10 protein-coding genes and 1 tRNA gene are annotated in these 11,635 nt (G+C 56.8%); 7 read left to right on the forward strand and 4 right to left on the reverse strand.

The window, feature by feature from the left end:
• Positions 1–92: 92 nt before the first annotated feature.
• Positions 93–1,757 carry an arylsulfatase gene (locus tag BLR72_RS00765; protein WP_091923916.1) on the forward strand — a complete coding sequence of 555 codons (1,665 nt, stop codon included), beginning with the start codon at positions 93–95 and terminating at the stop codon, positions 1,755–1,757.
• Positions 1,758–1,987: 230 nt separating this feature from the next.
• Here BLR72_RS00765 and BLR72_RS00770 read toward each other — a convergent pair.
• Positions 1,988–2,064, reverse strand: a tRNA-Met gene (locus BLR72_RS00770).
• A gap of 568 nt (positions 2,065–2,632) precedes the next feature.
• On the opposite strand from BLR72_RS00770, the gene BLR72_RS00775 reads away from it, so the two are divergent.
• Complete coding sequence (locus tag BLR72_RS00775; RefSeq protein ID WP_027233509.1) at positions 2,633–3,616, forward strand: Gfo/Idh/MocA family protein; 984 nt, start codon at positions 2,633–2,635, stop codon at positions 3,614–3,616.
• Positions 3,617–3,770: 154 nt separating this feature from the next.
• The gene (locus BLR72_RS00780; protein WP_091946390.1) at positions 3,771–4,892 is read left to right on the forward strand and encodes a DegT/DnrJ/EryC1/StrS family aminotransferase; all 1,122 of its coding nucleotides are present in this window, start codon (positions 3,771–3,773) and stop codon (positions 4,890–4,892) included.
• Positions 4,893–4,965: 73 nt separating this feature from the next.
• On the opposite strand, the gene mnmA is transcribed toward BLR72_RS00780, so the two are convergent.
• Entirely contained in the window at positions 4,966–6,156 is a 1,191-nt protein-coding gene (gene mnmA / locus BLR72_RS00785; protein WP_175492248.1) for a tRNA 2-thiouridine(34) synthase MnmA, read from the reverse strand.
• A gap of 301 nt (positions 6,157–6,457) precedes the next feature.
• On the opposite strand from mnmA, the gene BLR72_RS00790 reads away from it, so the two are divergent.
• Positions 6,458–6,733 (forward strand): CtrA inhibitor SciP, encoded by a 276-nt coding sequence (locus BLR72_RS00790; RefSeq protein ID WP_081816000.1) that lies wholly within the window; start codon positions 6,458–6,460, stop codon positions 6,731–6,733.
• Between the two features lie 70 nt (positions 6,734–6,803).
• Here the strand turns inward: BLR72_RS00790 and BLR72_RS00795 are convergent, their stop codons facing one another.
• Positions 6,804–7,265, reverse strand: coding sequence for a paraquat-inducible protein A (locus BLR72_RS00795; protein WP_091944160.1), 462 nt, complete (start codon positions 7,263–7,265; stop codon positions 6,804–6,806).
• A 285-nt stretch (positions 7,266–7,550) separates the two neighbouring features.
• Between BLR72_RS00795 and BLR72_RS00800 the strand changes: the two genes are divergently transcribed.
• Positions 7,551–9,662, forward strand: coding sequence for a carboxy terminal-processing peptidase (locus BLR72_RS00800; RefSeq protein WP_091944162.1), 2,112 nt, complete (start codon positions 7,551–7,553; stop codon positions 9,660–9,662).
• Between the two features lie 74 nt (positions 9,663–9,736).
• Positions 9,737–10,021, forward strand: coding sequence for a GNAT family N-acetyltransferase (locus BLR72_RS00805; RefSeq protein WP_175492287.1), 285 nt, complete (start codon positions 9,737–9,739; stop codon positions 10,019–10,021).
• 12 nt (positions 10,022–10,033) lie between these two features.
• On the opposite strand, the gene BLR72_RS00810 is transcribed toward BLR72_RS00805, so the two are convergent.
• Positions 10,034–10,417, reverse strand: coding sequence for a flagellar export protein FliJ (locus BLR72_RS00810; RefSeq protein WP_091946396.1), 384 nt, complete (start codon positions 10,415–10,417; stop codon positions 10,034–10,036).
• A gap of 477 nt (positions 10,418–10,894) precedes the next feature.
• Between BLR72_RS00810 and BLR72_RS00815 the strand changes: the two genes are divergently transcribed.
• Entirely contained in the window at positions 10,895–11,596 is a 702-nt protein-coding gene (locus tag BLR72_RS00815) for a response regulator transcription factor CtrA (protein ID WP_027233501.1), read from the forward strand.
• Positions 11,597–11,635 lie beyond the last annotated feature (39 nt).

The raw sequence follows: 11,635 nt of genomic DNA on the forward strand, positions 1-11,635 counted from the left end.
ATTTACGCGCGGATTTACCGTAACGTACTTCCACCTATGAATTTTCACGCCTGAATTGCAATCGCATTGTAATCTCTTGAGGAGAATTTCCGATGAAGGATACAAAGACCGGAAAGTCGGACGGAGCACCTTCCGTCAGCCGCCGCGAACTTTTGCTTGGCGGCAGTTCCCTTGCCGTCGCGGCCCTTGCTGTGGCCTCCACCGTGGATCGAAGTAACGCACAAACTCAACAGCCCGCCGCCGAAGCCCAATCCGGCGGGTCAGGTAAGCCGCCGAACATTCTCGTCATATTTGGCGACGATATTGGTATTCCACAGATCAGCGCCTACACAATGGGGTTGATGGGGTATCGTACTCCGAATATCGACCGCATCGCAAAAGAAGGCGCGATCTTTACCGATTCCTATGGTCAGCAAAGTTGCACTGCGGGACGTGCGTCCTTCATTCTCGGTCAGGAGCCCTTTCGCACCGGACTTCTTACTATAGGCATGCCGGGCGATCCGCACGGTATCCAGGATTGGATGCCAACCATTGCCGATGTAATGAAGTCGAAAGGATACGCCACAGGCCAGTTCGGGAAGAACCACCTCGGAGATCAGGATCAACACCTGCCGACAAATCATGGCTTTGACGAATTTTTCGGCAATCTCTATCACCTGAATGCTGAGGAAGAGCCCGAGGGATATTTTTATCCGAAGGATCCGTCGTTCCGAAAGCAGTTCGGCCCGCGCGGTGTGATCAAGTCGAGTGCGGATGGAAAGATCGAAGATACGGGCGCGCTCAATACCAAGCGGATGGAAACCATCGACGAGGAATTCCTTGCTGCTGCCAAGGACTATATCGATCGCCAGCATAAGGCAGACAAGCCGTTTTTCGTCTGGTTCAATTCCACGCGGATGCACGTCTTCACGCACCTTAAGCCTGACTCGATGGGAAAAACAGGCAAAGGAATTCATGCTGACGGCATGGTCGAACATGATGGACACGTCGGACAGCTTCTCGATCAGTTAGATGAACTCGGAATCGCCGAAAATACCATTGTCCTTTACACGACCGACAATGGCGCTGAACTCGCGCTTTGGCCGGATGGCGCCCAGACAATGTTCCATGGCGAAAAGGGAACGACGTGGGAGGGCGGTTTCCGTATTCCGATGATGGTCCGCTGGCCAGGAGTCGTCAAACCTGGGACAGAGGTTAACGACATTGTTACGCTCATGGATTGGATGCCGACATTCGCGAGCGCGGCGGGCATCCCCGATCTCAAGGACCAAATGAAAACCGGATTCAAATCCGGCTCGAAGGATTTCAAAGTCCACCTGGATGGCTATGATCTCATGCCGTTACTCAAAGGGGATACACAAACGGGCCCGCGTGACGCGGTGTATTACTTCGATCAAGGCGGCAACCTCAATGCCATACGTTGGAACGACTGGAAGTTGAGCTTTGCAGTCGCCAGCCACGGCAACATTGCAACGGCCACCAGGGAAGTGCCGAGTTGGGCTCTTATCGCGAACTTGCGTATGGATCCGTATGAGCGTGGTATGGAGGATGGAGGCGGTGCGCTCGAATTCCTCGCTCGCAACATGTGGTTGCTTGTGCCAGTCCAAGGCAAGATCAAGGAATTTTTCTCTGATTTTACTCAGTTTCCTTATCAGGAAGGCAGTTCGCTCAATGCAAGCGGCATCAACTACGGGATGCTGCGCCAGCAGGACGCGCTTAAACGGCTTAACGATTTAGAAGCGCTGCGGCCTCAATAAGTGTCGCCACGTCGTGGGAGGCCACTTGGCCTCCCACGACGTGATCGACAACCGTCGAAAAGCGACCAAAACTTTGCAAATATCGCCCTTTAGGTTGCATGGATTCGCCGCCTTTCCAAGAAAATCGTTGGAAATCAATAGCAGCCAGTTGCAGCATGATGCGACACTCATCTGCATGTTCTAGGACATCCGTCAACTTGGTTTCTGGTTGATTCTATCGAGAAAAGAAATGGTAGCGAAGGAGGGATTCGAACCCCCGACACAAGGATTATGATTCCTCTGCTCTAACCTACTGAGCTACTTCGCCCCATATGCCAAGCGTTCCGTCAATGGCTTGCCTTTAAAGCTGTACCGGGGAACGCGCTGTCAATCGACAGGGACGGGCGGGGTATATGTGCGTAGAAACTGCCTGTCAAGTGGATGACTCGGCCAAGTTGCGAATGGCTCCTCGGTCAAAGCACACGGATGACCGAGAAGGTGGGAAAATTGAAGAAACGCGTTTCCGCACCCGATATGGCCGGTCCAAGATCATTTGAATTGCGACAACGCGATCTCCCCTTGTCAGCGCATCAATAGGTGCCCCCTTATCCACCAGCATTGCAGTCTTCCCTGTCCACCCCTGCAGTCAACCTAACCCACAAGTGCCGCCACCCTGATCCACCGTTGCCGTCATTCTCGTGTTTCAACCCGAGGACCGGGTCCGTCCCGAGGCGTTACTCTCACTGCAACTGACGCGATCTTGCCGTTGTACCGCGCTTGAATCTCGAGGAATTGTGCACCGGCTTTAAAACCTCGACATGGAATTGCCGGGTTCGAGGTCTTGTCATCGTTTCTTGCTCCAGATATTGGATGCCGACATGAAGAAGGCTGAAAAGATGGCTCCACGGATTGCAGTGCTTGGTTGCGGCTATTGGGGCAGCAACCATATCCGTACCCTGAAGAGCCTTGGCGCCCTTTATGCCGTCTCGGACCAGAACAGCGATCGTGCCGCGGGCTTTGCCGCCGAGCAAGGCGTCCTGCATATTGCTGCCGACGAAATCTACACGCATCCCGACGTCGACGCGATCGTCATGGCGCTGCCGCCGCAGTTTCACGCGCAGGCTGCAATCAAGGCCGTTCGCAACGGCAAGGACGTGCTCGTCGAAAAGCCGATCGCGCTGACTGTGCCCGACGCCGAAGCTGCGGTGAAAGCTGCGCACGATAATGGCCGCATCTTCATGGTCGGCCATGTGCTGCGCTTTCATCCGGCTTTCGAAAAGCTGCTCGACCTGATCAAGGCCGGCCATCTCGGAAAGGTGCGATATATCCATTCGCACCGGCTTGGCCTTGGCAAGTTTCACACGGAGAACGATGCGCTCTGGGATCTGGCTCCGCATGATTTGTCGATGATCCTGGCGATTACTGGGACCGAGCCGATCGAAGTGCGCGGCGAGGGCGCCGCGGTGCTCGACCACCTCAGCGATTTTGCGCACCTCCACCTTCGCTTTCCCGACAATGTGCGCGGGCATCTCTTTGCTTCGCGCCTCAATCCCTATCGCGAGCGTCGCCTGACCGTCGTCGGCACCAAGGCCATGGCCGTCTTCGATGACATGGAGCAATGGGACAAGAAACTCGCGGTCTACAAGCACTCGATCTGGCAGGATAATGGCGCCTGGGCATCGACCACGGAAGAGCCGACCTACGTCAAGATTGCGCAGGGCATGCCGCTGACGCGCGAACTGCAGAATTTCATATCGTGCATAGAAACGCGCGAAGAACCGCGCACCGATGGCGAGGAAGCAATCCGCGTGCTGCGCATCCTGACAGCCGGCACCGTGGCGCATACCGAGCCCAAGCGCGATACACCAGCCTACGGTTGACGCGCGCAAAGATTGCACTCGGCATAAAGCGTTGTTACAAGGCCGCACAAACTTTGAATGGCGACATCTGGCGGTCCGTTTGCTGCCCATCTAAACAATCGCCTTGACTGTTGCTCGCGGCGATTGCGCGAGCATATTTGATATTGGAGCAATGATGCAGTTCATCGATCTCGGCGCACAGCGTGAACGGATTAACGGCAAACTCGACGCGGCGATTGCCAAGGTCGTCCGCGAAGGCAAATACATCCTCGGGCCTGAAGTTGCCGAATTCGAAAAGCGTCTCGCCGAATATGTCGGCGTCGAACATGTGATCGCCTGCGCCAACGGCACCGATGCGCTGCTGATGCCGCTGATGGCGAAGGGCATCGGTCCGGGCCACGCGGTGTTCGTCCCGAGTTTCACCTTTGCTGCAACCGCCGAAGTCGTGGCGCTTGCCGGGGCCGAGCCGGTATTCATCGATGTCGATCCCGAGACCTACAACATCAATGTCGAGCAGTTGCAGGCGGCAATTGCCGCCGTGCGCGCCGAAGGGCGCCTCGAGCCCAAGGCGATCATTCCGGTCGACCTTTTCGGTCTTGCCGCCGATTACACCTCGCTTTCCGCCATTGCCGCCAAGGAAGGCCTCTTCGTTATCGAGGACGCGGCCCAATCGATCGGCGGCAAACGTGACAATGCCATGTGCGGCGCGTTCGGCGATGTCGCGGCAACCAGCTTCTACCCGGCCAAGCCGCTCGGATGCTATGGCGATGGCGGGGCGATGTTCACTAATGACGCTTCGCTCGCCGAGGTCTTGCGGTCTGTGCTGTTCCACGGCAAGGGCGAGACTCAGTATGACAATGTCCGTATCGGGCTCAACTCGCGCCTCGACACGATCCAGGCGGCGGTGCTCATCGAAAAGCTCGCCATTCTCGAGGACGAGATGGAAACGCGTCAGGTAGTGGCGAAGCGCTACGCCAATGGCCTGAAGGACGTCGTCAAGGTTGCGCACATGCCGGCCGGCTCGCGCTCGGCCTGGGCACAGTACGCGATCGAGACGGACAAGCGCGATGCCTTGAAGGCGCATCTTCAGGCAAACGGCATTCCTTCGGTGATTTACTACGTGAAGCCTCTGCATCTGCAGAAGGCTTATGAGCACTATATGCGTGCGCCGGGCGGGCTACCGGTATCGGAGACCTTGCCGAAGAATATCCTCTGCCTGCCGATGCACCCCTACCTCAGCGAAGCCGATCAGGACCGTATTATCGGTACCATTCGCGCGTTTCACGAGAAAGCCTGAGAGTAGGGCGCTCCGGAGGGTGGCTCCTCGGGCTATGTCCCGAGGCCATCAGGCATGAGACAAGCAAACCGCCTCACGCGGCGGCGTGGCCCTGCTGGGCGAGCCGCTTCAGCATGGCTTCGGCCTTTGGAGCGCGCTCCGAGCGGCCGATAAAGCCGCCGCCATAGACGCGGGCCGTATTGCTATTGTCGGAATAGAGCACGCAGGCCTGGCCGGGAGCAATGCCGCTTTCGCCATCGACGAGTTCGACGAAGGTCTCGCCGTCGCGATGGTGCAGGAGTGCCGGGCGCGGCGGACGGGTGGACCGGACCTTGGCGTAGACTTCGACACCGCCCTCGGGAATTGCCGAAAGCAGGCCATCGCCGAGCCAGTTGATGTTGCGCAGAAACACCTTGTGCGTTTCCAGCGCCTCGCGTGGGCCGACGACGACCCGCGCATTCTTGGCATCGAGATGGATGACGTAGAGCGGATCGCCCGTCGCGACGCCAATGCCGCGGCGCTGGCCGATCGTATAGTGGACGATACCCTCGTGCCGGCCGAGCACGCGCCCGTCGATGTGAACGATATCGCCCGGGTTGGCGGCCTCAGGCTTCAGCTTCGAGATGATGTCGGAATATTTGCCCTGCGGCACGAAGCAGATGTCCTGGCTATCCTGCTTGTTGGCGACGGTGAGGCCGAGTTCCTCGGCGATGGCGCGGGTTTCGGTCTTGGTCATGCCGCCGAGCGGAAAGCGCAGATAGTCGATCTGTTCCTGCGTCGTCGCAAACAGAAAATAGCTCTGGTCCTTGTCGGTATCAACCGGCCGGTAGAGGGCACGGTGGGCACCATTGGCGTGGCTGCGGATATAATGACCGGTCGCCAGGGCATCGGCGCCGAGATCGCGCGCCGTCTGCAACAGGTCGGCGAACTTGACCGTCTGGTTGCAGGAAACGCAAGGGATCGGCGTTTCGCCGCTGACATAGCTTGCAGCGAACGGGTCGATCACCGCTTCACGGAAACGCGCCTCGTAATCGAGCACGTAATGCGGGATACCGAGAAGCTCGGATACCCGGCGCGCGTCCTCGATGTCCTGGCCGGCGCAGCAGGAGCCTGCGCGATGGGTCGAGGCGCCATGATCGTAAAGCTGCAATGTCACGCCGACGACATCATAGCCTTCGCGTTTCAGGATGCCCGCGACGACAGAAGAATCCACGCCGCCAGACATGGCAACGACGATACGGGTGTCTTCCGGCTTTCCCGGCAGATCGAGGCTATTCAAGGTCATAAGCGGATCCGGTTCTTGGCAGCGGCATAAAGGCGCAGCGCTATTGTCGGGCTCTATATAGGTGAATTGACCGGTTCTGCCAACAGGAAGTGCGCCAAGATAAGTCTTTCTCGTTCAAAGTTTTCTGAACAATGCCGATGAGCGCCCGGTGAAATATTTGCAGTTAGACAAAAGTTTAATGAAATCCCTACGCCTCCATTAACCGAGGTTACCAGACAATGACTCGGCGTTTAGGCAATTATTAAAGCCCTCTCTGTAATGTCTGCTGCGATAGGTCTTGAAGTTTAGTGTAGAGAGTACAATGACCGATCTTGTTCGACCGAGAGTAAAATATGTTATCGGCCCGGATGGCAGTCCACTGACCATCGCCGATCTTCCACCCGCGAATACGCGGCGTTGGGTCATTCGCCGCAAGGCTGAGGTGGTTGCCGCTGTGCGCGGTGGTCTTCTTAGTCTTGAGGAAGCATGCCAGCGCTACACTTTGACGGTGGAGGAGTTCCTGTCCTGGCAGTCCTCGATCTCCGATCACGGGCTGGCTGGCCTTAGAACAACCCGGATACAGCAATATCGTCATTAGATGATGGTGCAAGAAAGTTGGGAGAGGCTGGTCGCAAGATCAGCCTTTTTCCTTTTGTCCCATGCCGCGATTAATCTGCCTGCTTTTCTCTGGCAACGATTAGGTGAGCTGCGACCGCCGAAAGTATTGCCGAGGCGGTGAAGAACCAGAGGCCCGGCTGTGCGATCGCGGTAGCAAGCCCGCTGGTCTTGGCGCCGAAAATCACGAGGGCGACCAGAAGGACGTCGAGCATCGACCACTTAGACAATAGCCCGACCCAGCGATGAAGGGCGCGGGACGCGGCCGGTACCTGCGCCGCCGCCATCTGCGCGACGCCGAGCTTTGCGACCGGCAGGATAACCGAAAAGAGAAGGACGGTGAGTGCGAGGAACCAGTCACCGCTGCGCCACAGCGAGCCGATGATGTCGAGAAGCGACGGGCTTTCGTCGAAGAAATAGAGCTTGCTCACATTCATCAGCGGCATGGTCAGCCCCAATGCGAGGGTGAATGTCGCGACGAAAAGCAGGATCGGAATGATAAATCTTGTCGACATGCTGATATCCGACCGAGGCTGACAGCCCATGCATGAAGGAAATGCATGGGGCCCGTCAAGGACGGCGAAGACAATTTGCGCCCACGGCAAGAGTTTGCCCTTCGCGATGACAGGATCGGCTCAATTTAAACAAGATTTGCACTAGACAGACTGGATCACATTCACTTGTTACCGATTGACGCTTCACATGATGGATCGCCATAGTAAGTTTAGATGCGGCCGGCAGTCCGCCGGCGGTAATATTTGATGGTTTAATCCACACAGAGCATTGGATTCGTGCACCTTATGCGTACCAGATTTGGCTTGTTGCTTGCTTTCCTGACGGTCGTTTCCTCTGCTCAGGCGTTGGAAACCGCCTCACCTCCGGTGCTCGCGCCTGAGGAGGATCAAGGCAAGGCTGCGCATTTGAGTGCGCAGGTATTGACCTATTATCACTACAAGAAAGTGCCGCTGGACGACGCTTTGTCCGCGAAAATCACCGATCGCTACATAGAATTGCTGGACCCGGACCGATCCTTTTTCCTTCAGTCCGATATCGACACGTTCATGGCCAGCAAGGACAAACTGGACGATGCCATCTATGGCGAAGATCTCACTATCCCGTTTGGGATTTTCAACGTTTATGACCAGCGCTTCGTGGAGCGTATGAGTTACGCACGCGGACTTCTCAAGGATGGGTTCGATTTCAACCAAAAAGAAGACTTTACGATCCGACGGGACAAGGAGCCTTGGCCGAAAACCGAAGCGGAAAGCCAGGATATATGGCGCAAGCGCGTCAAGAACGACTGGCTGCGCCTGAAATTGGCCGGTACGTCCGATGCAAAGATACGCGAGACACTCGGCAAGCGTTATGAGAACTCGCAGGCCCGCGCCTATAAATACAAGAGCGACGATGTATTTCAGACGTTCATGACCGCCTATACCAATGCCGTCGAACCCCATACAGACTATTTTGGCGTCGCCGCCGCTTCGGAGTTCGACATTTCAATGAAACTCTCGCTGGTCGGCATCGGCGCCGTTCTTCAGGAGCGCGATGAGTATACGACCATACGGGAACTGGTGGCCGGCGGACCTGCCCAACTGTCAGGCCAGCTTAATGCCGGCGACAGAATTGTCGGAGTGGCACAAGGCAAGGACGGTCCAATGGTGGACGTCGTCGGCACTCGATTGAACGAGGTTGTAAAGCTCATACGCGGAGAAAAGGATACGGTCGTGCGGCTGGATATCATGCCATCCGACGCGGGCCCCGACGGCAAGCACCGGCTCATTACTCTGGTGCGGGATAATATCAGCCTGGAAAAACAGGCCGCCAAGAAAAGCATCAGGATTGTGAAGGATGGTGATCTCACGCGCAAAATCGGCGTGATCGATTTGCCTACATTCTATGACGACTTCGAGGGGCGGCGACGGGGTGACAAGAACTATCGCAGCGCAAGCCGCGATGTTGCCAAGCTGTTGGCGGAACTCGAAGACGAAAAAGTTGACGGCGTCGTTATCGACCTGCGCAACAATGGCGGGGGCTCCTTGCCTCAGGCGATCGAACTGACCGGCCTGTTTGTTGGGAAGGGACCCGTCCTGCAACAGCGCAATGGCGAGGGCGACATCAAGGTCGATGGCAATGATCGTGGCCAGGCGAAATGGACGGGGCCGCTTGCAGTCCTTATCAATCGCGGATCGGCCTCGGCTTCCGAGATTTTTGCCGCGGCAATACAGGACTATGGCCGAGGGCTTGTTATCGGCGAACCAAGCTTCGGCAAGGGCACCGTGCAAACTGTGGTCGATCTCGACGAGCAAGCGCGCAACCCAAAGCCGGAATTCGGCGAATTGAAGATGACGGTCGCGCAGTTCTTCCGCATCAATGGCGGGACCACGCAGCTTCGCGGCGTGACGCCGGACATCATCCTGCCCGGGTTTTCGGATGAGGAGACGCTTGGGGAGTCGAGTTACGACAACGCGTTGCCATGGTTGCAGATCAAGCCAGCCAGGTACAAGCCGCTCGGGGATATCAAGGCGATCCTGCCGGAACTTCAAAGCCGCCACGACGCGCGTGCCAAGGAGGACAGGGATTTCAAAAGACTCGTCGAAGACGTGAACGAGCTCAAGGACTTGCGTGACAAGCGGGTCATATCCCTCAATGAAACCGAGCGACGTGCCGAAAGGGATCGCCAGATTGGCCGCCTGAAGGCCCGTGAAGCAGCCGATGGCAAGGGCTCAGCGTCGACCACAGATCTTGTATTTCAGGAGGATGGTCTGCAGGCCGACGAGCGCAGCATGAGTGCGGATATTGCGAGCGAAAAAGCGCTCAAGGATGCAAAAGACGTGCTTCTCGACGAGACGGTGCACATTCTCAGCGATGCGTCCGACCTCGGCAAAGTCACGTCGGCGAAAAACAATTGATCAATGGCAGTTGATGGGCACCCGGCATCGGGTACCGCGCGCCGTAATAACGATGGTGTAGAATGAGTGATCAGATCAGTATCGAAAAGCAGGAAACGGGCAAGGGCGGCCGCTACGTAGCCGTTGTATCCGGCCAGGAAGCCGAGATGACCTTTTCGCGCGCCAGCCCGCATCTCATCATCATCGACCACACCGCGGTGCCTGACGCGCTTCGGGGGCAGGGCGTCGGCCAGGCGCTCGCCTTGAATGCGGTGGAAGACGCGCGGGCGGGTGGCTGGAAGATAATTCCGCTTTGCCCGTTCATGCGGGCGCAATCGCTGCGTCACAGCGAATGGTCGGACGTAATCCAGCAGCGATAGGGCGGCAGTCCGTCAGCCAATCATGGCGCGCTTGTCGGTCGGGGGGGTCTCTTCCTCGCGCGGCTTGCCGTCACGCTGCTCAAGCGCCTCGGCCTTGGCAAGCTCGGCTTCCGATTCGGCAAGGGCGGCTTCCGCCTCGTCCTTTTGCGCCTTCAGGTCACGGATCGAGTCAAAAAGATTGTCGCGGCGCTGGCGCGCGGCCTTGGCGAAGGTGGGATAGGCAAAGTGCGTCGTGTCGGTGATGCCGGCCTTCTTTTCCTCTGAAAGGATCTGGGCGTCCAGTTCAGCGGCCATGCGTTCGAATTCGCCCATCATCAGATCGAGTTGACCGAGCTGGCGGCGCTTTTCCTTGACCTGAAAGAGTTTCAGCCGAACCAAACCCTCATGCGACTTCATGCTCACTACCCCCTCAACGCCATACTCTCGGGCCGGTACGCGTATGCCGCCAAATGCAAGGCGGCGGTCCATCCAGCCGGTATTCCACCCGAATCACCTCGGGAAAATGAAACAAAAACTTAAAGGCGGCCCCGTCTGGTAACCTTTCCTTTACGTTCAGCATTAATCATACGCCTTAAGACTTAAAGCTCGGTAAATCGAATCCTGAAGTTTCTAGGCAGAGATTTTATTGAGTCGAATGAATCGCTTAGCCTTTGAACCTGAAGCACCATCTAATGGTTTTTGGCAGGCGAGTTGACCTTATGAATCAATGCGGTGCCTGCGATCTCTAAATTAAGAGTCGAGGGCACTTGCAAAGCGGAATCAGATTTTGTTAACCATTCGGTGGCAATCTTAACGTTATGGAAACGGCTTGTTCGCGACCTGGCTTCGGGATTGCACGGCAACCCATTTCAGCGGCGGGAAAAGGGGAATGATATGCGGGTTCTTTTAATCGAAGACGATAGTGCAACGGCCCAGAGCATCGAACTGATGCTCAAGTCGGAAAGCTTCAATGTTTATACGACTGATCTGGGCGAGGAGGGTGTCGATCTCGGCAAGCTCTACGACTATGATATCATCCTTCTCGACCTGAATCTGCCGGACATGTCCGGCTACGAAGTGCTACGGACGCTTCGCCTGTCCAAGGTGAAGACACCGATCCTTATCCTCTCCGGCATGGCCGGCATCGAGGACAAGGTTCGCGGTCTAGGTTTCGGCGCCGACGACTATATGACGAAGCCCTTCCACAAAGATGAACTCGTCGCCCGCATCCATGCGATTGTTCGCCGCTCGAAGGGCCACGCCCAGTCGGTCATCACAACGGGCGATCTCATCGTCAATCTCGATGCCAAGACGGTGGAAGTCAGCGGACAGCGCGTGCATCTGACCGGCAAGGAATACCAGATGCTGGAACTGCTCTCGCTGCGCAAGGGCACGACGCTGACCAAGGAAATGTTCCTCAACCACCTCTATGGCGGCATGGACGAGCCTGAACTCAAGATCATCGATGTATTTATTTGCAAGCTGCGCAAGAAGCTCGACTCGGCTTCCGACGGTGTGAATTACATCGAAACCGTATGGGGCCGCGGCTATGTGCTGCGCGAGCCGGACTCGACCGAACTGCGCGAAATCGCCTGATAGCATTGCGCAAGAATTTCAAGGGGCTCCGTTAGCGCG

The organism is Phyllobacterium sp. YR620, from assembly GCF_900104165.1.
In the GTDB taxonomy this organism is placed as follows: Bacteria; Pseudomonadota; Alphaproteobacteria; order Rhizobiales; family Rhizobiaceae; genus Phyllobacterium; species Phyllobacterium pellucidum.

Bases quoted from the DNA above. Each gene is read 5' to 3' on its own strand.
- BLR72_RS00765 (WP_091923916.1), top strand. From the start codon at position 93: ATGAAGGATACAAAGACCGGAAAGTCGGACGGAGCACCTTCCGTCAGC.
- BLR72_RS00775 (WP_027233509.1), top strand. From the start codon at position 2,633: ATGGCTCCACGGATTGCAGTGCTTGGTTGCGGCTATTGGGGCAGCAAC.
- BLR72_RS00780 (WP_091946390.1), top strand. From the start codon at position 3,771: ATGCAGTTCATCGATCTCGGCGCACAGCGTGAACGGATTAACGGCAAA.
- mnmA (WP_175492248.1), bottom strand. From the start codon at position 6,156: ATGACCTTGAATAGCCTCGATCTGCCGGGAAAGCCGGAAGACACCCGT.
- BLR72_RS00790 (WP_081816000.1), top strand. From the start codon at position 6,458: ATGACCGATCTTGTTCGACCGAGAGTAAAATATGTTATCGGCCCGGAT.
- BLR72_RS00795 (WP_091944160.1), bottom strand. From the start codon at position 7,265: ATGTCGACAAGATTTATCATTCCGATCCTGCTTTTCGTCGCGACATTC.
- BLR72_RS00800 (WP_091944162.1), top strand. From the start codon at position 7,551: ATGCGTACCAGATTTGGCTTGTTGCTTGCTTTCCTGACGGTCGTTTCC.
- BLR72_RS00810 (WP_091946396.1), bottom strand. From the start codon at position 10,417: ATGAAGTCGCATGAGGGTTTGGTTCGGCTGAAACTCTTTCAGGTCAAG.
- BLR72_RS00815 (WP_027233501.1), top strand. From the start codon at position 10,895: ATGCGGGTTCTTTTAATCGAAGACGATAGTGCAACGGCCCAGAGCATC.